The sequence below is a fragment of the Arthrobacter halodurans genome (assembly GCF_041877255.1).
GTDB lineage: Bacteria > Actinomycetota > Actinomycetes > Actinomycetales > Micrococcaceae > Arthrobacter_N > Arthrobacter_N halodurans.
Genome location: NZ_JBHDLJ010000001.1, coordinates 82027 through 105500 on the forward strand (window position 1 = coordinate 82027; position 23474 = coordinate 105500).

At 71.4% G+C, this 23474-nt stretch carries 20 protein-coding genes, 3 tRNA genes and 1 pseudogene; 9 read left to right on the forward strand and 15 right to left on the reverse strand.

Going from position 1 to position 23474, the window contains the following annotated elements; all coding sequences use genetic code 11:
- Window positions 1–133: 133 nt before the first annotated feature.
- From ACETWP_RS00375 to ACETWP_RS00400, 6 genes and pseudogenes are all read right to left on the reverse strand, one after another.
- Window positions 134–748 (reverse strand): mycothiol-dependent nitroreductase Rv2466c family protein, encoded by a 615-nt coding sequence (locus ACETWP_RS00375; protein ID WP_373970209.1) that lies wholly within the window; start codon window positions 746–748, stop codon window positions 134–136.
- A 92-nt stretch (window positions 749–840) separates the two neighbouring features.
- Window positions 841–2136 carry an ATP-dependent Clp protease ATP-binding subunit ClpX gene (clpX, locus tag ACETWP_RS00380; protein WP_373970210.1) on the reverse strand — a complete coding sequence of 432 codons (1296 nt, stop codon included), beginning with the start codon at window positions 2134–2136 and terminating at the stop codon, window positions 841–843.
- 147 nt (window positions 2137–2283) lie between these two features.
- Window positions 2284–2943 (reverse strand): ATP-dependent Clp protease proteolytic subunit, encoded by a 660-nt coding sequence (locus ACETWP_RS00385; RefSeq protein ID WP_373970211.1) that lies wholly within the window; start codon window positions 2941–2943, stop codon window positions 2284–2286.
- 44 nt (window positions 2944–2987) lie between these two features.
- Window positions 2988–3581 carry an ATP-dependent Clp protease proteolytic subunit gene (locus tag ACETWP_RS00390; protein ID WP_373970570.1) on the reverse strand — a complete coding sequence of 198 codons (594 nt, stop codon included), beginning with the start codon at window positions 3579–3581 and terminating at the stop codon, window positions 2988–2990.
- Between the two features lie 360 nt (window positions 3582–3941).
- Window positions 3942–5247, reverse strand: a pseudogene (gene tig, locus ACETWP_RS00395) (trigger factor); the annotation flags it as partial.
- 82 nt (window positions 5248–5329) lie between these two features.
- Window positions 5330–5404: transfer RNA gene (locus ACETWP_RS00400), tRNA-Pro, on the reverse strand.
- Window positions 5405–5558: 154 nt separating this feature from the next.
- Between ACETWP_RS00400 and ACETWP_RS00405 the strand changes: the two genes are divergently transcribed.
- Window positions 5559–5632 (forward strand) — tRNA-Gly (locus ACETWP_RS00405).
- Between the two features lie 67 nt (window positions 5633–5699).
- On the opposite strand, the gene ACETWP_RS00410 is transcribed toward ACETWP_RS00405, so the two are convergent.
- From ACETWP_RS00410 to ACETWP_RS00420, 3 genes are all read right to left on the reverse strand, one after another.
- Window positions 5700–6614 carry an Fpg/Nei family DNA glycosylase gene (locus ACETWP_RS00410; RefSeq protein ID WP_373970212.1) on the reverse strand — a complete coding sequence of 305 codons (915 nt, stop codon included), beginning with the start codon at window positions 6612–6614 and terminating at the stop codon, window positions 5700–5702.
- Window positions 6615–6616: 2 nt separating this feature from the next.
- Window positions 6617–7090, reverse strand: coding sequence for a ribose-5-phosphate isomerase (locus ACETWP_RS00415; protein ID WP_373970213.1), 474 nt, complete (start codon window positions 7088–7090; stop codon window positions 6617–6619).
- 83 nt (window positions 7091–7173) lie between these two features.
- On the reverse strand, window positions 7174–9027 hold the full coding sequence (locus ACETWP_RS00420; RefSeq protein ID WP_373970214.1) for a gamma-glutamyltransferase family protein: 1854 nt from the start codon (window positions 9025–9027) through the stop codon (window positions 7174–7176).
- A 238-nt stretch (window positions 9028–9265) separates the two neighbouring features.
- On the opposite strand from ACETWP_RS00420, the gene pepN reads away from it, so the two are divergent.
- From pepN to ACETWP_RS00435, 3 genes are all read left to right on the forward strand, one after another.
- Window positions 9266–11863, forward strand: coding sequence for an aminopeptidase N (gene pepN, locus ACETWP_RS00425; protein WP_373970215.1), 2598 nt, complete (start codon window positions 9266–9268; stop codon window positions 11861–11863).
- Window positions 11864–12031: 168 nt separating this feature from the next.
- The gene (locus ACETWP_RS00430) at window positions 12032–12520 is read left to right on the forward strand and encodes an OsmC family protein (RefSeq protein WP_373970216.1); all 489 of its coding nucleotides are present in this window, start codon (window positions 12032–12034) and stop codon (window positions 12518–12520) included.
- A 128-nt stretch (window positions 12521–12648) separates the two neighbouring features.
- The gene (locus ACETWP_RS00435; protein WP_373970571.1) at window positions 12649–13146 is read left to right on the forward strand and encodes a globin; all 498 of its coding nucleotides are present in this window, start codon (window positions 12649–12651) and stop codon (window positions 13144–13146) included.
- Here the strand turns inward: ACETWP_RS00435 and ACETWP_RS00440 are convergent.
- A complete protein-coding gene (locus ACETWP_RS00440; RefSeq protein WP_373970217.1) occupies window positions 13143–13889 on the reverse strand; it encodes a DUF8185 domain-containing protein in 747 nt (248 codons plus the stop codon). The two genes, ACETWP_RS00435 and ACETWP_RS00440, sit on opposite strands and share 4 nt — an antisense overlap.
- Window positions 13890–14019: 130 nt before the next feature.
- Here ACETWP_RS00440 and ACETWP_RS00445 point away from each other — a divergent pair, with 130 nt between their 5' ends.
- Window positions 14020–14979, forward strand: a complete 960-nt coding sequence (locus ACETWP_RS00445) for an acyl-CoA thioesterase (protein ID WP_373970218.1) — start codon at window positions 14020–14022, stop codon at window positions 14977–14979.
- A 127-nt stretch (window positions 14980–15106) separates the two neighbouring features.
- On the opposite strand, the gene ettA is transcribed toward ACETWP_RS00445, so the two are convergent.
- Window positions 15107–16789, reverse strand: coding sequence for an energy-dependent translational throttle protein EttA (gene ettA, locus ACETWP_RS00450; RefSeq protein ID WP_373970219.1), 1683 nt, complete (start codon window positions 16787–16789; stop codon window positions 15107–15109).
- 183 nt (window positions 16790–16972) lie between these two features.
- Window positions 16973–17557 carry a single-stranded DNA-binding protein gene (locus tag ACETWP_RS00455; protein ID WP_373970220.1) on the reverse strand — a complete coding sequence of 195 codons (585 nt, stop codon included), beginning with the start codon at window positions 17555–17557 and terminating at the stop codon, window positions 16973–16975.
- Between the two features lie 191 nt (window positions 17558–17748).
- On the opposite strand from ACETWP_RS00455, the gene ACETWP_RS00460 reads away from it, so the two are divergent.
- The 3 genes from ACETWP_RS00460 to ACETWP_RS00470 all read left to right on the forward strand — a co-directional run bounded on the left by ACETWP_RS00460 (window position 17749) and on the right by ACETWP_RS00470 (window position 19780).
- Window positions 17749–17825 (forward strand) — tRNA-Arg (locus ACETWP_RS00460).
- Window positions 17826–17852: 27 nt separating this feature from the next.
- Complete coding sequence (locus ACETWP_RS00465) at window positions 17853–18422, forward strand: hypothetical protein (RefSeq protein WP_373970221.1); 570 nt, start codon at window positions 17853–17855, stop codon at window positions 18420–18422.
- Window positions 18419–19780, forward strand: coding sequence for an MFS transporter (locus tag ACETWP_RS00470; protein ID WP_373970222.1), 1362 nt, complete (start codon window positions 18419–18421; stop codon window positions 19778–19780). The genes ACETWP_RS00465 and ACETWP_RS00470 overlap by 4 nt, the downstream gene beginning before the upstream one ends.
- Here the strand turns inward: ACETWP_RS00470 and ACETWP_RS00475 are convergent.
- From ACETWP_RS00475 to ACETWP_RS00485, 3 genes are read right to left on the reverse strand one after another with little or no spacing between them, the layout of a single operon-like run.
- On the reverse strand, window positions 19777–20427 hold the full coding sequence (locus ACETWP_RS00475; RefSeq protein ID WP_373970223.1) for an SDR family oxidoreductase: 651 nt from the start codon (window positions 20425–20427) through the stop codon (window positions 19777–19779). The genes ACETWP_RS00470 and ACETWP_RS00475 overlap by 4 nt on opposite strands.
- Window positions 20428–20482: 55 nt before the next feature.
- On the reverse strand, window positions 20483–21325 hold the full coding sequence (locus ACETWP_RS00480) for an aldo/keto reductase (RefSeq protein WP_373970224.1): 843 nt from the start codon (window positions 21323–21325) through the stop codon (window positions 20483–20485).
- 24 nt (window positions 21326–21349) lie between these two features.
- Entirely contained in the window at window positions 21350–22441 is a 1092-nt protein-coding gene (locus ACETWP_RS00485; protein WP_373970225.1) for a GTP pyrophosphokinase, read from the reverse strand.
- A gap of 351 nt (window positions 22442–22792) precedes the next feature.
- On the opposite strand from ACETWP_RS00485, the gene ACETWP_RS00490 reads away from it, so the two are divergent.
- The gene (locus ACETWP_RS00490) at window positions 22793–23425 is read left to right on the forward strand and encodes a uracil-DNA glycosylase family protein (RefSeq protein WP_373970226.1); all 633 of its coding nucleotides are present in this window, start codon (window positions 22793–22795) and stop codon (window positions 23423–23425) included.
- The last annotated feature ends 49 nt before the right edge of the window (window positions 23426–23474 follow it).

A 23474-nucleotide genomic window follows, 5' to 3' on the forward strand; every position in this document is an offset into this window, starting at 1 on the left:
ATGCGTACACACAGTTCTACGCCGCGGCGTGCGACCCCGCAAGGGTGCCGGGGGAACGTTGTGCGCTCCCCCGACATCCGGGGCGAATCCCTGTGCCCTGGCGCTCTTGACGCGTCCGGGGCGTGGGCGCGCGCTAGTTGGTGCTGAACTCCGGGCTCTCCGTGCGCGTCCGCTTCAGCTCGAAGAAGTGCGGGTAGGAGGCGAGGGCCACCGATGCGTCGAAGATCCGCCCGGCCTCCTCGCCGCTGGGGACGCGGGTGATGACGGGCCCGAAGAACGCGGTGCCGTCGAGCGACAGGATCGGCGTGCCGACGTCCTCGCCGACCTGCTCGACGCCGGCCGCGTGGCTGCGGCGCAGCTCGTCGTCGTGGGCCTCGCTGTCGGCGGCGGCCGCGAGCTCGGGCGGCAGCCCCGCCGTCTCCAGCGCGCGCGAGATCATCTCGGCCCGGTCCTCGACGCCCTCGTGGTGCACAAGCTCGCCCATGGCCGTGTACAGGCGGGCGACCGCGTCGTCGCCGTGCGCGGCGCCGGCGGCGACCGCGACGCGGACCGGCCCCCACGCGGTGTCGATGAACGCGCGGTAGCTCTCCGGCAGGTCGCGTCCCTCGTTGAGGACGGCCAGGCTCATCACGTTCCAGTTGACGTCGATCGCACGGACCTTTTCCACCTCCAGGATCCAGCGCGAGGTGGCCCAGGCGAACGGGCACAGGGGATCGAACCAGAAATCGACGCGGGTACGTTCGGACACGGGGCCTCCTGAGTTTCGGCGTCCCGGCGGGGGCGCCGGGCGGACGGTTCTGCGGCGCGCGCTGACGCGCACCGGTTAAGTGAACGCGGCCGCTACGCCGACTTATTCCGGCGTTTGGTCGCAACTTCGTGCGAGATCAGGGTCGCCTCGGCGCCGCCCGTGACCACGTCCGCGGTGATGACCACCTCGGCGATGTCCTCGCGGCCCGGCAGGTCGAACATCACGGCGCCGAGGACCTCCTCGAGGATCGCCCGGAGCCCGCGGGCACCGGTGCCTCGCTCCAGGGCCATGTCGGCCACCGCGTCGAGGGCCTCCGGGACGAAGCTGAGCTCCACCCCGTCGATCTTGAACATCTTCTGGTACTGCTTGAGCAGCGCGTTCTTCGGCTCGGTGAGGATCTGGATCAGCGCGTCCTTGTCCAGCTTCTCCACCGTGGTGATGACCGGCAGGCGGCCGATGAACTCGGGGATGAGCCCGAACTTCAGCAGGTCCTCCGGCCGGACGTCGGAATAGGACGCCGCCTCGCTCTTGAGCGCGGTCAGCGGCGCGCCGAAACCGATGCCCTTCCGGCCGGCGCGCGACCCGATGATCTCCTCGAGGCCCGCGAACGCGCCCGCGACGATGAACAGGACGTTCGTCGTGTCGATCTGGATGAACTCCTGGTGCGGGTGCTTGCGCCCGCCCTGCGGGGGGACCGACGCGACCGTCCCCTCGAGGATCTTAAGCAGGGCCTGCTGGACGCCCTCGCCGGAGACGTCGCGGGTGATCGACGGGTTCTCGCTCTTGCGGGAGATCTTGTCGATCTCGTCGATGTAGATGATGCCCTGCTCGGCCTTCTTGACGTCGTAGTCCGCGGCCTGGATGAGCTTGAGGAGGATGTTCTCGACGTCCTCGCCGACGTATCCGGCCTCCGTGAGCGCCGTGGCGTCCGCGACGGCGAAGGGGACGTTCAACCGGCGCGCGAGGGTCTGGGCGAGGTAGGTCTTGCCGCAGCCGGTCGGCCCGATCAGCAGGATGTTGGACTTGGCCACCTCCACGTCGTCGAGCGGATTCGCGGCGTCGCCCAGGCTGGTCGCGGCCTTCGGGGCGCTGCCGGCCTGGATGCGCTTGTAGTGGTTGTACACGGCCACCGCGAGCGACCGCTTGGCGCCCTCCTGGCCGATCACATACTCCTGCAGCGAATCGAAGATCTCGCGGGGGCGGGGCAGCTCGAACTCGGCGCCCTCCTCCACCTCGGCCAGCTCTTCCTCGATGATCTCGTTGCACAGTTCGATGCACTCGGTGCAGATGTAGACCCCGGGACCGGCGATCAGCTTGCGCACCTGCTTCTGGCTTTTGCCGCAGAAGGAACACTTGAGCAGATCAGAGTTTTCACCCATTCGTGCCATCGCGTTCGACCCCTTATCTGTACAGTGCCGCGGACCGTTCTGGACCGCGGAGAACCTCTCACTTCCACTGTAGGTCAGGAGACCGTCAGTTTAGGTGACCGGGCGGCCCGTGGTGCGAGATCGCCCCGGGCCGCCCGCGCGCCGTCCCTACGTGGTGACGGGCTGCGGCTTGATCTTGCGGGGCGTGAGGACCTCGTCGATCAGGCCGTACGCCTTCGCGCCCTCGGCGGTCATGTAGAGGTCGCGCTCGATGTCGATGCCGACCTGCTCCGGGGACTTGTTGCTGTGGCTCGAGAGCGCGCTCTCCAGCCAGGAGCGCATGCGCATGACTTCCTCGGCCTGGATCTGCAGGTCCGTCGCCGTGCCGCGCTCGCCGCCGCCCATGGCCGGCTGGTGGATCAGGACGCGCGCGTTCGGCAGGGCCAGCCGCTTGCCCGGGGCCCCGGCGGCGAGCAGCACCGCGGCGGCGCTGGCCGCCTGTCCGAGGCAGACCGTCTGGACCTCGGGGCGGATGAACAGCATGGTGTCGTAGATCGCCGTCATGGCGGTGAAGGAGCCGCCCGGCGAGTTGATGTAGAGCGTGATGTCCCGCTCCGGGTCCATCGACTCGAGCACCAGCAGCTGGGCCATGACGTCGTCGGCCGACGCGTCGTCGACCTGCGCTCCGAGGAACACGATGCGGTCCTCGAACAGCTTCGCGTAGGGGTCCTGCCGCTTGAAGCCGTAGGGGGTGCGCTCCTCGAACTGGGGCAGGATATAGCGGGAGGACGGGAGCTCCCCGGCGGTGCCGTAACCGTTGAAATTCATTGTTCTCTCCTGGAAATCTCGTGTGGGTGCTGGGCGCCGCGTGATTACTGCTGGACTCCGCCGCCGCCGGAGACGCTGACCGAGCTCTCGGCGATGTGGTCGAAGAAGCCGTACTCGAGCCCGTCGCGGGCGGTGAACCACTTGTCGCGGTCGTTGTCGCGCAGGATGGTCTCCAGCGACTGGCCGGTCTGCTCGGCGGTGAGGTCGGACATGACCTTCTTCATGTGCAGGATCAGCTCGGCCTGGATGCGGATGTCGGAGGCGGTGCCGCCGATGCCGCCGGACGGCTGGTGCATGAGGATGCGGGCGTTGGGGGTCGCGTAGCGCTTGCCCTTCGTGCCGGAGGACAGCAGGAACTGCCCCATCGAGGCGGCGAGGCCGGTCGCGACGGTGACCACGTCGTTGGGGATGTAGTTCATCGTGTCGTAGATCGCCATGCCTGCGGTGATCGAGCCGCCGGGCGAGTTGATGTAGAGGTAGATGTCCTTGTCCGGGTCCTCGGCGGAGAGGAGCAGCAGCTGCGAGCAGATGGCGTTGGCGTTCTCGTCGGCCACCTCGGAGCCCAGCCAGATGATGCGCTCCTTGAGGAGCCGGTTGTAGATGTAGTCCTCGCGGCTGGCCGGATCGACGGAGGCCATCGTGGGGGTGCGGGATTCCTTGGACATGCTCGAATACCTCTCCATGGTGCCGTGCGCCGCGGCCGTCCGGCCGCGAACATCAAGCGCTCTTGCTTCCCACGAGACTACTGCCTCGCCCGCGCCGGCGGCGGCCCTACGCGGAGCTGTTCGCTGACGGCGCATACCCCGCGTCGGGGGGACGGCGGGGGCTTAAAACACCGCGGGACCGCCCTTTCAGGGCGGTCCCGCGGAGTCCGGCCGGGGGCCGGAACGCTCGTTGCTAGGCCGGGGTCGCGGCCGAGGCGGACGACGCCGAGGAGGCCGACGACGCCGAAGAAGCGGACGACTCGGAGGAGGCCGACGACGCCGAGGAGACGGACTCGGCCGACGCCTCGCCCGCGGGGCGGACGAAGTCGGTCAGGTCGACGTCCTTGCCGTCGGAGTCGGTGACCTTGGCCAGCTCGAGCACCTTGGCCAGGGCCTTGCGGCGGCGGACCTCGCCGACCATCATCGGGACCTGGCCGGCGCCGTCGAGCATCTGCGCGAACTGGTTCGGGTCCATGCCGTACTGGCTGGCGGACTGCACGATGTAGTCGATGAGCTCGGACTGCTCGACGCCGATCTCTTCCTTCTCGGCGATCTTGTCCAGGATGACCTCGTTCTGGAAGGCGCGCTCCGTGTTGGTGCGGACCTCGGAGCGGTGCTCCTCCGTGTCGTGGTCCTCGCCCTCGTTGTGGCCGCCCTGGGCGAAGTGCTGCTCGACCTGCTCGTCGACGACGGACGCCGGGACGGGGACCTCGACGAGCTCGACGAGCTTGTCCATAACGAGGTCGCGGGCCTGCACACCCTGCTCCACGAGCTTGCCTTCGGCGGCCTTCTCAGACAGGTCGGCCTTGAGCTCCTCGATGGTGTCGAACTCGGACGCCAGCTGGGCAAACTCGTCGTTGGCCTCGGGAAGCTCGCGCTCCTTGACGGCGGTCACGGCGACCTTGACCTCGGCGGTCTGGCCGGCGTGCTCGCCACCGGCGAGCTTGGTCTCGAAGACGGCGTCCTCGCCCGCGGACAGGCCGACGACGGCCTCGTCCATGCCCTCGAGCATGGTGCCGGATCCGACCTGGTAGGACAGGCCGGTGGCCGCGTCCACCTCTTCGCCGTCGACCGAGGCGGCCAGGTCCAGGGTGATGAAGTCGTTGTCGGCGACGGGGCGCTCGACGACCTTGAGCGTGCCAAAGCGGCCGCGCAGCTCGTCGAGTGCGGTCTGGATGTCCTCGTCCGATGCGGAGACGGCGTCGACCTGGACCTCGAGGCCCGCGTAGTCCGGGAGCTCGATCTGCGGCCGGATGTCGACCTCGACCTGGAAGACCAGCTGGCCCTCGGCCTTGTCCGGCTGCGGGACCTCGGTGATCTCGACCTCGGGGCGGGACAGCGGCACCAGTTCAGACTGGCGGATGGCCTCCTGGTAGAAGCCGTTCAACCCGTCGTTCACGGCCGTCTCGAGGACGTAGCCGCGGCCCACGCGCTGGTCGATCAGGCGGTTCGGGACCTTGCCCTTGCGGAAGCCGGGCACCTGGATCTGCTGGGCGATCGACTTGTAGGCCTCGTCGATGCTCGGCTGGAGTTCCGCGAGGGGAACCTCGACGTTGAGCTTGACCCGGGTCGGGGTGATGTTTTCGACGGCGCTCTTCACAGCGTAGTTCTCCTGATGTCTGATCGTGGACGGATGGGACGGCTTCCCTCGCGATGGAGCATCGTAAGGGATGTTGACAGAGTCGGGGTGACAGGATTCGAACCTGCGACCTCACGCTCCCAAAGCGCGCGCTCTAGCCAAGCTGAGCTACACCCCGATAAGTGCAGAGGCCAGTTTACGCAGATGCCCAGCCCAACCACTAATCACCCGGGCGGCCTGCGGGGCGCGTCCGATTCGTCCATTGCCGGGGCCGATGCTACTGTTGTTCCTGCGCCGCACGGCCCGGGACCCGGTTCCGCCGTGGCCGACGTGGGGATGTAGCTTAGTGGTAAAGCCTCAGTCTTCCAAACTGATGATGCGGGTTCGATTCCCGTCATCCCCTCCATCGAAGGGCCGCGTTCCGCAGGGATCGCGGCCCTTCTCGGCTTTAAGCCCGGTGCCTGCAACACAGGCTACCGGCGCGCCGCGTCGCTCGGCTGGCAGCCGGGGCACCAGTAGAGCTTGCGCCCCGCGAGCGCCTCGAGGGCGACCGGTGTCCCGCACCGGCGGCACGGCAGGCCCTGCCTCCGGTACACGTAGTAGGCGTCCTCGCTGCGGACCCGTGCGCCTCCGCCGGGTGGCCGGTCCCCCGCTTGGGTCGTGACGATGCGTCCGTCCCGAACCCCGTCGGCCATGGCGGCGGCGACGTCGTCCCAAAGCCGATCCGCCCGCTCCCCGCCGAGGTCGATGCCGCGGGTCCACGGGCTGACCGCACAACGGAACAGGCACTCCGCGCGGTAGATGTTGCCAACCCCGGCGAGCACGGACTGGTCCATGAGGGCGGTGGCGACGATGGTGGAGGAGCGGCGGATCCGGCGCGTGAACTCCTCGCGGCCTGAGTCCGGCGCACCCGGTCCGAGCGGGTCCGGCCCCAGCCGCGCGCGGACGGCCGCGGCCTCCTGCGCCGTCGCCACGACGCAGGCCGAGGGACCGCGCAAGTCCGCCCAGCCGCGCGCGGACACGAGCCGGGCCCGCACCTGCCCGACGGGTTCGGGCGGACCAGCGTAGCGCTCCGCCGCCCCGCCGTCGTAGGACTCCCGCTCGCCCACGCGGCGGGGCGCGCCGATGCTGGACGCGCCGCGGAACGTCGCGTCGCCGCCGAATTCCCACGCGCCGTAGAGTCCCAGGTGCACGCGCAACACCAGTGAATTGTCGAACTCGACGAACAGCTGCTTGCCGTGCGCGGCCGCCCCGACGACCGTCGCGCCGTCGATCAGGCGCGCGCCGTCGGAAAACCGGCCCTGGGGACTGCTCACCGCCACGGCCTCGCCCGCGAAGACGTCGCCGAGCTGGCGCGCGAGGCGGTGAACCGAGTGACCCTCCGGCACCGCTACTCGACGATCCGTCCGGTCGTCTCGTAGGTGGCGATCTTGCCGATCCGTCGCGCGTGGCGCTCGGCCCCGCTGAAGGGCTCGGCGAGGAACGCCTCGATGATGGCGGTCGCCTCCTGGAGGCTGTGCTGCCGGCCACCCACCGCGACGACGTTCGCGTCGTTGTGCTGCCGGGCCAGCTTGGCGGTGTCCAGGTTCCACGCGAGGGCCGCGCGGACGCCGCGCACCTTGTTCGCGGCGATCTGCTCGCCGTTGCCGGAGCCTCCGAGCACGATGCCCAGCGCCTCCCGGCCGGCCGTCCGGTCTTCGACGACGGCGACCGCGGCGTTGATGCAGAAGGCCGGGTAGTCGTCCTCCGGGTCGTAGGAGCCCGGGCCGTGGTCGACGACGTCGTGGCCCGCGGCACCCAGGTGCGCGATCAGGTGTGCGCTGAGTTCGAGTCCGGCGTGGTCGGTGGCGATGTGGACGCGCATGGGGATCCTCGGGGTTCGGCGGCTGGTGTCGACGGCCAGCCTATCGCCTCGGCCCGGCGCGGCGGCGCCAGGGCGGCGGCAACCTACCGCCCGGCGGCGTACCCCTGCATGCCGCGCGGGTTCGCCGCCGCATACAGGGACCCGTCGTCCTCGACCCCGACGGCGCACATCCGCCCCAGCGACCAGTCGCCCGCGCGGGTCACGCGGTGCCCGCGCCGTTCCAGCCCCGCGACAACCTCGCTCCCGAGCCGGTCCTCGACCACCGCACCGCCGGGTTCCCAGGTGCGCGGCCAGAAGGATCCCGCCGCGGACGTCGTGTGGAACATCGGTGCGTCGATGGCCTCCTGCGGCGAGTAACCACCGACGATCGTCCGCAGGAGATAGAGCAGCTGCCATTGGTCCTGCTGGTCTCCCCCGGGCGATCCGAGGGCGGCCACGGCGCGCCCGTCGCGCAGCAGGACGGTCGGCGTCAGCGTCGTGCGCGGGCGGCGCCCCGGCCGAAGCGCCGACGGCGACGCCTGGTCCAGCCACGTCATCTGCAGACGCGTGCCGAGGCAGAACCCGAGCCCGGGGACGGTCGGAGAGGACTGCAGCCACCCGCCGGAGGGGGTCGCCGCGACCATGTTGCCCCACCGGTCGACGACGTCGATGTGGCAGGTGTCCCCGCGCGTCTCCCCGGCGCGGGAGACGGTGGGCTCCCCCGCGGCGCCCGACGCCCGCTGCGCGCCGGCCCCGAGCGAGGCGAAGTATTCCGCCTCCGTCGCGAGCGGCGGCATGTACGGGGCGTACCCCGGGACACTCCCGGGCCGGAACTCGTGCGAGGCGCGCTCCCCGATGAGGCGCCGCCGCCCCTCGGCGTACTCCGGGGACAGGAGCGTCTCCAACGGCACGTCGCCCGGGTCCGCCGGGTCCCCGTAGTAGGCGTCGCGGTCGGCGAGCGCGAGCTTGAGCGCCTCGAGGATCGTGTGGGCGCCGAGCTCGGTCGACGGGTCGAGCCGTTCGTCGCCGAACCCGTCGAGGATCGCCAGGGTCTGCAGCAGCACCGGGCCCTGTCCCCAGGGCCCCGTCTTGGCCAGCCGGACGCCTCGGAAGTCAAGGGTGGTGGCCGGCTCGAAGGAGGCGGAAAACGCGGCGAAGTCCGGCGCGGAGATCACACCCGCGTGGTCCGTGCCGGTGGAATGGCGGTGGGGCCGAGCCGCGAAGGACACCGCCGTCTCCGCGACGAACCCGTGGGCCCATGCCCGGCGCGCTGCGTCGATGCGCGCCCGTCGGGCGTCGTCCTGGCCAACATCGTTGGCTCCGGCGTCGACGAGACGCTGCAACACGTCCGCGTAGGCGGGGTTGCGAACCGTCTGGTTCTCTTCGGGAGGGGTCCCTCCGGGCATCCACAAGTCCGCCGAGCTGGTCCAGTGGTCGCGGAACAGTTCGGAGACCGCCGTGATGGTCGCCGCCACGCGCCCGGACACGGGGTGGCCTTCGCGGGCGTAATGGATGGCGAAGTCCAGCACCTCGGCGAGTTCCCAGGTCCCGCGCTCCCGAAGCAGCAGCAGCCAGGCGTCGACGGCACCGGGCACGGCGGCCGCCAAGGCCCCGGCCCCCGGCACCAGCCCCAGCCCCTCCCGCTCGAAGTGCTCGATGGTCGCCCCCGCGGGCGCCGGCCCCTGTCCCATGAGCACTTCCGCGCCCGTGCCGGGCGCCGTGCCCGGGTCCGCCGCACTGACGATGGCCGTCATGTCCCCTCCCGGACCGTTGAGGTGCGGTTCCACGATGTGGAGCACGAATCCACCGGCCACCGCGGCGTCGAACGCGTTGCCGCCGCGCTCGAGGACGGCCTGCGCGCTGGCGCTGGCGATCCAGTGGGTCGAGGAGACCATGCCGAAGGACCCGCGCAGGGTGGGACGGGTGGTGAAGGCCGGCGGGGGCGTGAAGGTCGTCATGGTGCGAGCCTAGCGGCGGCCGCGGCGGGGCCGCACACGGGTCCCCGCCGGGCGCGCCGTGCCTCCGCAGGCGTTCCACTCGGGAAGCGGCGTCCGCTTCCCCTCCAAACTCGGCGCGCCGAAGGGAAGCGCCGACGCCCTATCGGTGAGACAATGACCACATTGTTCAGGGAACGTTTCACAAGCCCGTTTCCCGCCGCACGCCGCCACTGAGGCCACGACACACGGAGGCACCGCCTTGCCAGGACTGAATCTCACCCGCGAGGAGGCACGCGCGCGCGCGGCTCTCCTGCACGTCGACTCCTACGACATCGAGTTGGACCTGACGCGCGGGGACCGGGTCTTCGGCACGACGACCACCGTCCGGTTCAGCGCCCCCGCGGGCGCGAGCACCTTCATCGACGCGGTCACCGACGCGGTCCACTCGGTGACGCTCAACGGGACCGCGCTCGATCCCGCCGCCGTCTCCGACGGAGTGCGCATCGCGCTCCCCGGTCTCGCCGAGCACAACGAGTTGCGCATCGTGGCCGACGCCCCCTACATGAACACGGGCGAGGGCCTGCACCGTTTCGTCGACCCGGTCGACGGAGAGACCTACCTGTACACGCAGTTCGAGGTGCCCGACGCGCGCCGCGTCTTTCCGGTGTTCGAGCAGCCCGACCTCAAGGCCGCCTTCCGGTTCACCGTCACCGCCCCGGGGCACTGGGACGTGGTGTCCAACTCCCCCACCCCGGTCCCCGTGCGCACGGGCGGGGGCAGCGCGCGCTGGGAGTTCGAGCCGACCCAGCGCATGTCCTCCTACGTCACCGCCCTCATCGCCGGCCCCTACCGGGCCGTGCGCAGCGAACTGACGAGCTCGGACGGGCGCACCATCCCGCTCGGCGTCTTCGCGCGGAAGTCCATCATGGAACACCTCGACGCGGAAAACGTCTTCGCGCTCACGCGACAGGGTTTCGAGTTCTTCGAGGAGCAGTTCGGCACGCCCTACCCCTTCCCGAAGTACGACCAGCTGTTCGTTCCGGAGTTCAACGCCGGCGCCATGGAGAACGCCGGCGCCGTCACCTTCCTGGAGACCTACGTCTTCCGGTCCAAGGTCACCGACGCGATGGTGGAACGCCGCGCCATCACGATCCTCCACGAACTCGCCCACATGTGGTTCGGCGACCTCGTGACGATGCGATGGTGGAACGACCTGTGGCTCAACGAGTCCTTCGCCGAATTCATGTCCACGCTCGCCGCCGCGGAGAACACCGAGTTCACGCAGGCGTGGACGACGTTCTCCTCGATGGAGAAGTCGTGGGCGTACCGGCAGGACCAGCTGCCCTCCACCCACCCCATCGTCGCCGAGATCAAGGACCTGGAGGACGTGCAGGTCAACTTCGACGGCATCACCTACGCCAAGGGTGCGTCGGTGCTGCGCCAGCTGGTGGCCTGGGTCGGCCAGGAGGAATTCATGGCGGGGGTACGCGCGTACTTCGGCAAGCACGCCTGGTCCAACACGGAGCTTCCGGACCTCATGGCCGAACTCGAGGCCGCCAGCGGGCGCGACCTCGCGTCGTGGAGCCGGCAATGGTTGGAGACCGCCGGCGTGAACAAGCTCGTGCCGGACCTGACGGTGGACGAGGACGGCGCGATCGCCTCCTTCGCCATCCTCCAGTCCGCGCCGGCGGACTATCCGACGATCCGCCCCCACCGCCTCGCCGTCGGCCTCTACGACCTCGACGGCGCGGGGAAGCTGGTGCGGGTGCACCGCGAGGAGCTCGACGTGGCCGGCCCGCGCACGGAAGTCCCGGGCCTGGTCGGCAGGGCGCGTCCCGCGCTGGTGCTGCTCAACGACGACGACCTCGCCTACGCGAAGATCCGCCTGGATCCCCACTCCCTCACGGCGGCGCGGACCCACCTCAAGGACTTCGCGGAGTCGCTGCCGCGCACCCTCGTGTGGGGGGCCGCCTGGGATGCCGCGCGCGACGCCGAGACCGCCGCCCGGGACTACGTCGACCTGGTCCTGGACAACATCGCCCACGAGTCCGATTCGTCCGTCGTGCTGGTGCTGCTGCGCCAGCTGAACACCGTGCTGGACTACTACGTGGCGCCCGCGGACCGCCGGCCCATCGCCAGGGCCGCGGCGCAGAGCCTCTGGGACCTGGCCGAGGCCGCGCCCGCGGGCTCGGACAGCCAGCTGCAGTTCGCGAAGGCCTTCTCCCTGCGCTCCCGCACCGCGGAGCAGCTCGACGTCGTGGCCGGGCTCTACAGCGGCGATCGCGTCCTGCCGGGGCTGGCCGTCGACGCCGACCTTCGCTGGGAGCTGCTGACGGCCCTCGTCTGCGGGGGGCGCGCGGGGCAGCCGGAGATCAACGCGGAACTCGCCCGCGACAACACGGCCAACGGGCAGCTGGCCGCGGAGCTCGCGAAGGCGGCCATCCCCACGCTGGAGGCCAAGCAGGCCGCATGGGACGCGGTGGTTGCGGGCGGAGCGCTCTCCAACACCCAGCAGCGCAGCGCGATCACCGGCTTCGCGCGGGTCCACGAGGCGTCGCTGCTGGAACCCTTCGCCGCGCGGTACTTCGAGTCGGTGCGCCGGGTGTGGGACTCCAAGAGCCACGAGATCGCCCAGCAGATCGTCGTCGGCCTGTTCCCGCTGGCGCAGACGTCCGCGGACACGCTCGCCCGCACCGACCGGTTCCTCGACTCGCTCGGCGAGGACAGCCCGGCGCTGCGCCGGCTCGTCGTCGAAAGCCGCGACGGCATCGTCAGGGCGCTGGCGGCGCAGGCGGCCGACGTCGAGGCCCCGGCGCCGCGGCGCGAGACCGTGCCCGCCGGATCCCCCGGCGCCTGACGGGCCGGCGCCTGACGGGCCGACGCCTGACGGGCCGACGCCTGACCGGCTGCCGCCGGAGCGGCCGCGCGGCCGACGGGTCGGCGCGGCTCCGCCCGGTCGGCGGCCGCATCGGCCGAGCGTGCCCGGACCTGCCGCGCGGTGCCCGTCCGGGCTTAGGGTGAGGGCATGAAACTCGACCTGCACCGCTACGACGTCGCCATCCGCTGGACCGGAAACCGCGGGGCGGGGACCGCCGACTCCCGGGCCTACGGGCGGGACCACGTGGTCTCGGCAACCGGGCTCCCCGACCTGCCCGGCACGGCCGACCCGACCTTCCACGGGGCACCTGACCGCTGGAACCCGGAACAACTGCTGCTGGCCGCACTGTCCCAGTGCCACATGCTGTCCTACCTGTACCTCGCGGCGCGGGCAGGGATCGTCGTGACGGGCTACCGGGACGCGGCGGTCGGCTCCCTGCGGGTCAACCGCGACGGCAGCGGAGAGTTCGTCGAGGCCGTCATGCATCCGGTGGTGACCCTCGCGGACGAGGCCCGGCGCGCCGCCGCCGATGCCCTGCACGAGGACGCCCACCGGGTCTGCTTCATCGCGCGCAGCGTCAACTTCCCCGTGCGGGCCGAGCCCGTCGCGCCGGGCGCCGACGGCGAGGACGGCTAGCCCCGGTCCCGCCGCGCGCCCGGCCGCGGGTAGGCTTGACGCGTGAAACCGGCACCCGCCGCCCACGGAAGGAGCCCCCGATGAACACCCCGCAGAACGGCGCCCGGCCAGCCGAGGGCCCGATGCCGATGCCGTCCCCGACGCCGTTCGGCCGGCCCATCGGCGTGGCACGGCCCGTGTCCGCGCCGGCCACCCCCGCGGCGCCCGGGCCATCCGCGCCGGAGGGGTCTCCGGCGCCCGACGACGCGTACGCCGGGACGTTCTACGCGCAGGTCGGCGGTTCCGAGACGTTCCGCAAGCTGACCGAGCGGTTCTACGCCGGGGTGGCCGCGGATCCCGGGTTCCGGGCCATGTACCCGGAGCAGGATCTGGGCCCGGCGGCGGTGCGCCTCCAACTGTTCCTCGAGCAGTACTGGGGCGGTCCCACGACGTACAGCGACCGCCGCGGCCATCCTCGCCTGCGCATGCGCCACATGCCCTTCGCGGTCGATTCGGCCGCCCGCGACACGTGGCTGCGGCACATGCGCGCCGCGGTGGATTCCCTCGGGCTGCCCCCGCTCCAGGAGGCCACGCTCTGGGACTACTTCGACCGCGCGGCGCACTCCCTTCAGAACACCCCGGGCTAGGCCCTCCCCGGGGGGTTCACCGCGGCCAGCCGCACCAGCACGTGTCCCCCGCCGCTGCTCAGGCGACGCCAACGCCCGTTCGCGTACAGCACCGAGGACCCACCGTCCCGCAGGAAGCCGAGGGACCAGGCGGCGAAGGCCGCGCCCGACGGCACGTCGCCCGCGCCTGCGCCCGTCTCCGACAGCGCGGGCGTACCGTCCGGCACCGTGTCGGGCGCCGTGTCGGGCACCGTGGCCAGGCCGAGCGGGCTGGACCAGATCCTCGACCGGACCGTCGCCAGGACCGGCCGGCCGGCGTTCTCCGGCAGGGCGTCGGCGACGGCCCGCATCCCGGCCGCGGCGACGCCCGCCAGGGCGTCGTCGTCGAGCCGCCCCAGCCGCGACCAGCCGGCGCGCGGGGGCGACACGCCGGCCCACGCGGCCGACGATTCCGCGGGCGGCAGGGACAGCACGGTGCCTCCGTCCGCCATCCTCGCGAGCCGGTCGGTCAGGGCGCCGAGCGGGTAGACGGCGTCGACGCCCCCGGAGTCGGGACCGAGCAGCCTGGCGACGCGCAGCCCGAGGACGGTGGGAACGCCGCTGCCCAGGGTGTCGGGGTGCAGGACGGAGACGTAGACGGCCAGCACTCCGCCGGCCGCCTGAAGCCGCGCCTCCCCGTCGGCCACGGCGCGCGCCCGCGCCAGGAACGTGTGCAGGTCAGCCACGGATTCGTGGTCTTCGAGGGTCAGCGACTCGGGCAACATCCCCCCATGCTGTCACCTGCGGCGGCCGCCCGCCACGCGGCCCGGCATGAGGTGCGCCACCTGGCTTGATGCGCGAGGCGGACCGCGGATACTGTCGAGCGGACAGTCACTACCGAGGAGTATCCCCACCGTGCGAGAATTCGACACCACCGCGGCCCTGCTGGACCTGCTCGACCTCGACGGGGATCCGGAGGCGCGCACCGACGAGGACATCTTCACCGGCCACTCCCCCGAGCAGCCGCGGCAGCGTGTGTTTGGCGGCCAGGTGCTGGGCCAGGCGGTGGTCGCGGCCCACCGGACCGTGGATGCCGGCCGTCCGATCCATTCGATGCACGGGTACTTCCTGCGCCCCGGAGACGCCCGCAAGCCCATCACCTTCGGGGTCCAGCGCCTCCGCGACGGGCGGTCGTTCTCCGCCCGGCGCGTCCACGCGTACCAGGACGGCCAGCCGATCCTCTCCATGATCGCCTCCTTCCAGGAGCCGGCGGAGGGGCTGGAGCACCAGGCCGCGATGCCGGAAGGCCTCCCGCAGCCGGAGGACCTGCCGACGACGGCGGATCTGCTGGGGAAATTCGACCACCCGGTCGCCCGGGAATGGGCGTACAACCGGCCCTTCGACATCCGCTACGTCGATGCGCCCCTGTACATCGAGGCGCCCAAGGCCGGCCCGGAGCGCAAGCCCACCAATGCGGTGTGGATGAAGACCTTCGGCCCGATGCCGGACGACGAGGCCCTGCACCGCGCGGCGCTCGCCTACGGTAGCGACTACACGCTGCTCGAGTCCGTGCTCCGTCGCCACGGTCTTCCCTGGGTCACGCCCGGGATGAGCGTCGCGAGTCTCGACCACGCCATGTGGTGGCACCGGCCGGTGCGCGTGGACGAGTGGCTGCTCTACGTGCAGGAGAGCCCCAGCGCCTCGGGCGCCCGGGGACTCTGCGAGGGGCGCTTCTACGACCGCGACGGGCGGCTGGTCGCCACCGTGGCCCAGGAGGGGATGGTGCGCGTGCCGACCGACCCGAAGTCGAAGATCATGGGCGGCCTCCAGTCGACGGTCCTCAAGGCAGCGCTGCGGCGCGGCGCCCAGGACTGAGCGGAACGCCGCGGAACGGACGAGAGCCGCCGCCCCCCGGCCCTGGCGGGCGGGGAACGGCGGCTCTCGCGCTCCGGCTGTCTTTTCGCACCGCGGCATGGCGATGGCCCGGCTCCGGGCCGGCGTGCTAGCCGCGCGTGAGGCGGCGGTGCGTGACGCGGTGCGGCTTGGCGGCCTCCGGGCCGAGGCGCTCGACCTTGTTCTGCTCGTACGACTCGAAGTTCCCCTCGAACCAGTACCAGTTCGCCGGATCCTCTTCCGTGCCCTCGTAGGACAGGATGTGGGTGGCCACGCGGTCCAGGAACCACCGGTCGTGCGAAACGACGACGGCGCAGCCGGGGAACTCGAGCAGGGCGTTCTCCAGGCTGGAGAGCGTCTCGACGTCGAGGTCGTTGGTCGGCTCGTCGAGGAGCAGGAGGTTTCCGCCCTGCTTCAGGGTCAGCGCGAGGTTCAGCCGGTTACGCTCGCCGCCGGACAGGACGCCGGCCTTCTTCTGCTGGTCCGGGCCCTTGAAGCCGAACGCGGAGACGTACGCGCGGGAAGGCATCTCGACGTTGCCGACCTGGATGTAGTCCAGGCCGTCGGACACGACCTCCCACAGGCCCTTGTTCGGGTCGATGCCGCCGCGGTTCTGGTCCACGTAGGAGATCTTGACGGTCTCGCCGATCTTCAGGTCGCCGTCGTCGAGCTCCTCGAGGCCCACGATCGTCTTGAAGAGGGTCGACTTGCCGACGCCGTTGGGGCCGATGACGCCCACGATGCCGTTGCGGGGCAGCGTGAAGGACAGGTTGTCGATGAGCACCCGGTCCCCGTAGCCCTTCTTGATGTCCTTGGCCTCGATGACGACGCTGCCCAGGCGCGGTCCCGGCGGAATCTGGATCTCCTCGAAGTCCAGCTTGCGGGTGCGCTCGGCCTCCGCTGCCATTTCCTCGTAGCGCGCCAGGCGCGCCTTGGACTTGACCTGGCGGCCCTTGGCGTTGGACCGCACCCAGTCGAGCTCGTCGGACAGTCGCTTGGCCAGCTTCTGGTCCTTCTTGCCCTGGACCTCCAGGCGGGCGCGCTTCTTCTCCAGGTACGTGGAGTAGTTGCCCTCGTAGGGGTGGAGCTGGCCGCGGTCGACCTCGGCGATCCACTGGGCGACGTGGTCCAGGAAGTACCGGTCGTGGGTCACGGCCAGGACGGCGCCCGGGTAGGCGGTCAGGTGCTGCTCGAGCCAGAGGACCGACTCGGCGTCCAGGTGGTTGGTGGGCTCGTCGAGGAGCAGCAGGTCCGGCTTCTGCAGCAGCAGCTTGCACAGCGCGACGCGGCGGCGCTCGCCGCCGGACAGGACCGTGACGTCGGCGTCGCCCGGGGGGCAGCGCAACGCGTCCATGGCCTGCTCGAGCTGGGAGTCGATGTCCCAGGCGTCGGCGGCGTCGATGGCCTCCTGCAGCTTGCCCATCTCCTCGAGCAGCGCGTCGAAGTCCGCGTCGGGGCTGGACATCTCCTCGGAGATCTGGTTGTAGCGCGAGATCTTCTCGTAGATCTCCCCGACGCCCTCCTGGACGTTGCCGAGGACGGTCTTCTCCTCGTTCAGGGGCGGCTCCTGCAGCAGGATGCCGACGGAGTAGCCGGGGCTCAGCCGCGCCTCGCCGTTCGAGGGCGTGTCCAGCCCGGCCATGATCTTGAGGATCGTGGATTTACCCGCACCGTTCGGCCCGACGACGCCGATCTTGGCGCCGGGGTAGAACGACATACTGACATCGTCGAGGATCACCTTGTCGCCAACGGCCTTGCGGGCCTTGGTCATGGTGTAAATGAATTCGGCCATACCACCAAGGCTAGTCGCTGGACACCCAATCCCCACATTCGCCGGGCGCCTCCGCCCCGATCCCCTCGGTGCGGGGTCCGACCTTCGGGGACTGCGCCGGACCGGGTCCGGCCCGCGCCCACCACCCGAGGGCCGAACCCCGCCGTCCGCGCGCGGCGGGCGCGCCCGGCGCGTCCGCAGACGTCAGGCCGCATCCGCGTCCCGAGGGTCCTGCGAGTCCTCCTCGTCGGCCGTTCCAGCGGAATCGGACGACTCCCCGGGGGCGCCGATGCCCGATCCGGCCCACGGATCCGTGCCGGCCGCGGGACCGAGCTCCCCGGTCCCCGTGTCGACGTCCTCGCCCTCGTGCCGCGGCGCGGCGCCGGCGGAGGGCGCGCCTTCCCGGTCCGCGCGCGGCAGGCGGGTCCGTACGAGCTTCGTCGTGCCCCAGGCGATGTCGTGGCCCAGCGCGTCGGCCTCGATCTCGACGTTCGTCCCGCGGGTCCCGTCGTCGCGCTGGAACCCGCTGACCTTCAGCTGGCCGGTGACCACCACGGGCTCACCCTTGTGAACACAGGCCAGGACGTTGCGCGCGGTGTCCCGGAAGGCCTTCACGGTGAACCAGTTGGTGTGGTCGTCCTGCCAGGAGTTGGTCTCCCGGTCCAGCCGCCTGGCGGTGGCGGCGATGCGGAAACTGGAGATCATCATGGTCTCGTTGACCACGATCTGTTCCGGTTCCGTGGCAACGAAGCCCCGGACGGTGATGCGTTCCTTCATGGTGTCCTCCACGCTGTTCGGATCCTGCCGGGCGGTCGCCCTGGGAACAGTCTCCGGCCCCGCCCCGACGCGCGGGGACGGGGCCGGGCGCTTGTGGGCACCGGGCACCGCCGGGCGCATGGGCCCGACCTGTGAGGGTCGAGTCGTGACCGCGGGCGCCGGGGCCCGTGCATAGAATGGGAGAGTTGCCCGTCGGGGCACACGCCCCCGTAGCTCAGCTGGATAGAGCAGCAGCCTTCTAATCTGCCGGTCGCGCGTTCGAATCGCGCCGGGGGCACCAGAGGCGCCTTCGCCGTAGAATCCCCCCATGACGAAACCTTCGAACACGCGCGCCATCACCCGGGCGACGGGGGTGCCCTGGGGCGAGTGGGTGGAGTACCTCGACGGACTGGGCGGCCGCGGCCTCGGGCACGCCGAGATCGCGTCCCGGGCCGCGGAGCGGATCGACACGGCCGGGGGCAACGACGGCTGGTGGGCGCAGGGAGTCGCCGTGGCGTACGAGCAGCACATCGGCCGGCGCGCGCCGGGCCAGCAGAACGACGGGACCTACCAGCTGGCCGTCTCCCGGACCTTTGGCGGAACCATGGACCACGCGATGGACGCCTGGCTCGAACTGGTCCGGGACATGGCCGCGTTCGGCGGCGTCCCGGCGGACGGCGTCCCCACGCTCACGGCGACGGCCAAGTGGCGCTACTGGCGCGTCGGGCTGGCCGATGGCACCCGCGTCAGCATGGAGATCCACGAGAAGGCGCCGGGCAGAGCGGGGATGGCCGTCAACCACACGCGCCTCGCCTCCCCGGAAGCCGCGGAGGTCTGGCGCGCTGCGTGGAAGGCCCTCCTGGCGCAGATCCCGCCGTCCGCCGCGGCGCGGCCGTGACCGGTCCCGGCGGGACCGGTCCCGGCGGGACCGCCGGGCCCGCCGCCCGCGAATCCGGCGCCGCGACGGGCCAACCGGCCACGCCGCCCGGCCTGGCGGTGTGGCGCAACGCCGTCTTCACCGTCTTCGGGCTGTCCGGGCTGGGCTTCGCGACCTGGGTGTCGCGCATCCCCGCGGTCCGCGACGGGATGGAGCTCTCGACGTCGACCATCGGCTACATGCTCTTCGGCCTGGCGGCGGGATCGCTCCTCGGTCTCGCCGCCGCGCCGTCGTACCTCGCCCGCCTCGGCAGCCGCCGCGGCTTGTTGGTGGCGGTGCTGGCGATGGCGTCCTGCACCGCAGGGCTCGGCGCAGCGGCCGGCCTCCTCGCCTCGCTGCCCCTGACCGTCGTCGCCTTGTGCCTTTTCGGCTTCGCGTTCAGCGTCTGCGACGTGGTCATGAACATGGAGGGCGCCCTCGTGGAGCGCGCCGCGGGCAAGACACTGATGCCGCTGATGCACGCGTTCTTCAGCATCGGCACGGTCGCGGGGGCCGTCCTCGGTGCCGCTGCCGCCGCGGCCTCCGTCCCGGTGGCCGCGCACTTCGCGGCGCTCGGGCTGGCGGTGGCGGTGGCCGGCGCCGCCAGCGCGCGCCGCATCCCCGTGCCCGCGGGTCCGGGAGGCGCGGCCCGTTCCGGCGCGCCCGACGGGCCTCCCGCGCCGGCGGCGGACGGGAGCCGGGCCGGCATGCGGCGCGGACCGCGCGCCGTCGTCCCGCGGTTCGGGTCGGCGGCCCGGCTGGCGCGCGACCCGCGCCTCCTGCTCCTCGGGCTGATGGTCGTCGGCATGGCGTTCGCCGAGGGCTCGGCCAACGACTGGCTGGCCCTCGCCGCGGTCGACGGGCACGGCATGGGCAACGCGGGCGGAGCCCTCGTCTATGGCGCGTTCGTCGCGGCCATGACCCTGGGGCGGGTGGCGGGCGGCCCGCTGATCGACCGCCACGGGCGGCCGGTCGTCCTCGTCGCGATGGCCGCAGTGGGCGTCGCGGGCATCGCGGCCTTCATCCTCACCGACGAGCCCTGGGTCGCCTTCGCCGCCGCGGTCCTGTGGGGCCTCGGCGGCTCGCTCGGCTTCCCCGTGGGCATCTCCGCCGCAGCGGACCACCCCACGGACGCGGCACGCCGCGTGAGCATGGTGTCCATCTTCGGCTACTCCGCGTTCCTCGTGGGCCCGCCCGTCCTGGGCTTCTTCGGCGAGGCGTGGGGCATCCTCGCCGCCTTCTACCTCGTGGCGGCCATGCTCGCGGTCTCCCTGGCCGCCACCCCCGCCGCCCTCCGTCCGCCGCGGGACGCCCAGGGCAGCGGCCGGGGCCCCGGCTAGGCCCGCAGCCAGTCGAGGATCGGTGAATCCCCGTCGGCGAAGTTCAGGGTCTTCCCGAAGGTCTCCCGCGCCGCGAGCGCCTCCGCGATCACGGCCGCGACATTGCCCCGAGAGGTTTCCTCGGAGCCCTCGCCCGGCTCGTCCAGCGGGCGGACCTTTCCGCTCGCCGGGTCGTCGGTCAGCAGCCCCGGACCCAAGATGGTCCATTCGAGCGTCGAGCGCCTCAGATGCTCGTCGGCGGCGATCTTGGCGGCCATGTACGGGTAGAACGGATCGTCGAGCGGCACCAGGTACTTCGTGTCGGCGCGCGCGAACGACACGGTGAGAAAGCGGCCGACGCCGGCGGCCGACGCCGCGTTGATGGTGCGGATGGCGGCGTCGCGGTCCACGGCGTAGGTGCGATCCGGGTCGCCGCCGCCGGCGCCGGCGGACCAGACGACGGCGTCCTGCCCCGCGAGCGCCTCCTGGATCTCCTCCATGGAAGAGTTCTCGACGTCCAGCACCAGCGCGCGGGCCCCGGCGGCCTCCACGTCGGGAACGTGCTCCGGATTGCGCACGACGGCGGTGACCGCGTCGCCGCGGCCCGCGAGTTCCCGGGCCAGCAACAGCGCGATCTTGCCGTGTCCGCCGATGACGATAACGTTCATGTGAGTCTCCCTCGTTGGCGCGGGTTGGAATCCCACTCTATGCCCGACGTGGCGGCTAGTGCCCGAAGGCCATCGGATCCGCGGGCGCCGGCCCCGTGCCGTCGAGGGCGTCGATCGCCGCGACCTGCTCGCCGGTCAGCTCGAAGCCGAAGACGTCGAGGTTCTCGGACATCCGGACGGGGTCCGTGGTCTTCGGAATCGGCACCGCCCCGCGCTGCACGTGCCAGCGCAGGACCGCCTGCGCCGGCGTGACGCCGTGGGCCCGGGCGGCGTCCTCGACCGCTGGCGAGGCGAGCAGCGAGCCGCCCTTGCCCAGGGGGCTCCAGGATTCGGTGACGATGCCGTGGCGCGCGTGGAAGTCCAGCTGCTCGTCCTTGAGCCACAGCGGGCTGTGCTGGATCTGGTTCACGTCGGGGACGACACCGGTCGCGTCGATGATCTCCCCGAGCTGGGCCGGGGTGAAGTTGGACGTGCCGATGGCGCGCACCTTCCCCTCCTCCAGCAGGCGGACCAGGCCCTTCCAGGCCTCCACGTAGCGGTTCTGGTCGGGATTGGGCCAGTGGATGAGCAGCAGATCGAGGTACTCGAGTTCCAGCCGCGTGACGCTGCGCTCCCACGCGGTGCGCACCCCCTCGACCGAGTGCCACCGCTTGTTGAACTTCGTGGTGACGAACAGCTCGGCGCGGGGCACGCCGGAACGGACAATGCCCTCGGCAATGCCCTCTTCGTTGAAGTAGTTTTCCGCGGTGTCGATGAGCCGGTAGCCGGCCTCGAGGGCATGAACGACGGCGGCGCCGGCCTCCGCATCGTCCATCGGATAGGTGCCGAGCCCGATCGAGGGGATGCTGGCGCCGTTGGCGAGCTTCTTCAGGGGCACGGAGGCTGCGTTGGCTGACATGGCAACATGCTACGCGCTCGGGCCTCAGGCGTCTCCGCGGAACGCCTGCATCTGGCGCAGCCTGCGCTGCAGGCTGTCCCGGCGCTGGCGGTCGCTGCCGGCCGTCAGCTCGATGTGCCCCTCGCCGAACCGCCACAGGAGCACATCGTCGAGGAGCCGGTCCGGGCCGGGCGAGTACCTGTGGTCCAGCGCCGTGCGCACCTTCGTGATGGCCTCGGCGTCCAGGAGCCGCGCGAGCTCCGTCGTGGTCGTCAGCCCGTGGGCGGCCAGCAGTTCGGCGGCCCAGCCCCAGTCGTCGTCCGTCTTGCGGTCCACGTGCGGGAGGAGCGTCTGCCAGACGTGGCGGATCCGCTCGGGTTCGAGCGGCACCGCCCCGTCCCCGTCCTCGTCCCAGAAGCCCGTGACGGCCCGGTACCTTTCGTGCAGCTCGGAGAACGTCGATTCCACCGCCTCGAGCATGGCGGCCGTCGCCGTGAACTGCCGGTCCAGGTAGGGGCTCCAGGCCCGCTGGTCGACGTTCTTGAAGCGGATGTCGTGTTCGATCTCGCTCCACGCGTGCGCCAGGATCGTCCGGATCTGCACCTCGAAGATGTAGTTTCCGGTGCTGCGCACGTTCTCCCCGAGCGCGCCCTGGTAGTGCTTGACGACGTCGTTCTGGCGCGTGCGCAGGATCAGGTGGCGGCTGGAGTACCCGTACGTGCCGGACTCGACCGAGCCGATGTCCTTCTCGCGGTCGGCGCGGCAGTCGAACTCGTTGCGGCGGCGCTTGATGAGGTTCGCGGCCTCGCGGACCTCGTGCGGCAGGCTGACGATCACGCGGACCCCGACCAGGTCGTGCAGGTCCCGCAGGGGGTGCGGGAACTCCAGCGAAGGTTCGCCCCCGGGAACCGCGGGCTCCAGGGTGCGCGACGCCTTCTCACGGAACGAATCCACGCTCTTCGTGCGCGCCGACACGAAGAGGGGCTGGAGGTCGGCCCCGGCGAAGATCTCCTGGATGCGGTCGCGGACGTCGACCGTCACGGCCTCGAGCACGGGGCGCAGGCGGCGGTACTCGTCCGTGCTGGCTTCGACGCCGGGACGCAACCCGTCGTCCAGGCGCTCCCAAAGTGTGCCCAAGGCGGTCATCCCCTCGCGTGGTTCCTCGGCCGTGCTGTCGACTGCCACCCTAGCAACCGGCCCGCGCGGGCGGGTCCGCACGCGCTTCCGCGGGGCGGATCCGCGCGCACGGCCGGCCGCCGCGGACCCCGTCCGCACACGGGTGGCATGGATCACCGGGCATTGCCCCGCGGATTCCGGACCGAAGCGGCGCCGGGCTTGGTAGACTGGAAGAGATCGCTCAGGCCATAAGCTTCCCTACCGCTCGTCCTGTTCGGCAACATCCGGCGAGATTCGCCCGACCGATCAACCAACATCAGCGGACCCGTCCTTCCGCGGATATCGCAGTTACCCCAGGAGATCCCCGACTTCATGACAGCCCTTGCCCCGGAAACGTCACACGACCAGCTGTGGAACCGCCGTTACGAGGAGCACATCGCTCCCGTCAACCGTCTCTTGGATGACACCGCGGCCCTGCGCCCCGACTCGTCCGTCTGCTACGTCGACCCGATGCACGATGTGGACCAGGCGAAGATCGTCGTGCTGTTCTCCAACACGGGCTGCGCGGACGCCTCGGGCTTCATTACCCCCGGCGACGCCGACGCGGCCACGCGCATGCTGGGCCTGCAGTGGGAGCTCGGGCTCCGCCCCGAGTACGTGATGCCGTGGAACGTCTACCCGTGGCACAACGGCACCGAGGCCAACGGCAAGCTCGAGCCCGCGCAGATCACCGCCGGCCTCAAGCCGCTGCTGCGCCTGCTCAAGGTCGCGCCGCGCGCATCGGCGCTGGTCGCCCACGGCACCGAGGCGCACCGCCTCGCGGACCAGCTGCTGAAGACGCAGAACCCCCTGCTGTGGCGCCGTGGCTTCAAGACCTACAAGGTCAAGTCCCTCGACGGACGGGCCTTCGCCGGCTCCGCCGAGCGCCAGCAGGCGCATCTGGACCAGATGCAGACCGCCTACGCGGACGCCATGGCCCGCACGGGCATCGCCCCCTCGCGTTAACGGTGGGCGGCGGCGCAGGGGCCGGGACGGGCGCCACTAGGCTCGTTCC

Coding starts and splice junctions, on each gene's coding strand:
- ACETWP_RS00415 (WP_373970213.1), bottom strand. CDS start 7,090: ATGCGCGTCCACATCGCCACCGACCACGCCGGACTCGAACTCAGCGCA.
- ACETWP_RS00465 (WP_373970221.1), top strand. CDS start 17,853: ATGACGAAACCTTCGAACACGCGCGCCATCACCCGGGCGACGGGGGTG.
- ACETWP_RS00390 (WP_373970570.1), bottom strand. CDS start 3,581: ATGGCCTCCGTCGATCCGGCCAGCCGCGAGGACTACATCTACAACCGG.
- ACETWP_RS00435 (WP_373970571.1), top strand. CDS start 12,649: ATGCCGTCCCCGACGCCGTTCGGCCGGCCCATCGGCGTGGCACGGCCC.
- ettA (WP_373970219.1), bottom strand. CDS start 16,789: ATGGCCGAATTCATTTACACCATGACCAAGGCCCGCAAGGCCGTTGGC.
- ACETWP_RS00480 (WP_373970224.1), bottom strand. CDS start 21,325: ATGTCAGCCAACGCAGCCTCCGTGCCCCTGAAGAAGCTCGCCAACGGC.
- ACETWP_RS00385 (WP_373970211.1), bottom strand. CDS start 2,943: ATGAATTTCAACGGTTACGGCACCGCCGGGGAGCTCCCGTCCTCCCGC.
- ACETWP_RS00430 (WP_373970216.1), top strand. CDS start 12,032: ATGAAACTCGACCTGCACCGCTACGACGTCGCCATCCGCTGGACCGGA.
- ACETWP_RS00440 (WP_373970217.1), bottom strand. CDS start 13,889: ATGTTGCCCGAGTCGCTGACCCTCGAAGACCACGAATCCGTGGCTGAC.
- ACETWP_RS00490 (WP_373970226.1), top strand. CDS start 22,793: ATGACAGCCCTTGCCCCGGAAACGTCACACGACCAGCTGTGGAACCGC.
- ACETWP_RS00420 (WP_373970214.1), bottom strand. CDS start 9,027: ATGACGACCTTCACGCCCCCGCCGGCCTTCACCACCCGTCCCACCCTG.
- ACETWP_RS00475 (WP_373970223.1), bottom strand. CDS start 20,427: ATGAACGTTATCGTCATCGGCGGACACGGCAAGATCGCGCTGTTGCTG.
- clpX (WP_373970210.1), bottom strand. CDS start 2,136: ATGGCACGAATGGGTGAAAACTCTGATCTGCTCAAGTGTTCCTTCTGC.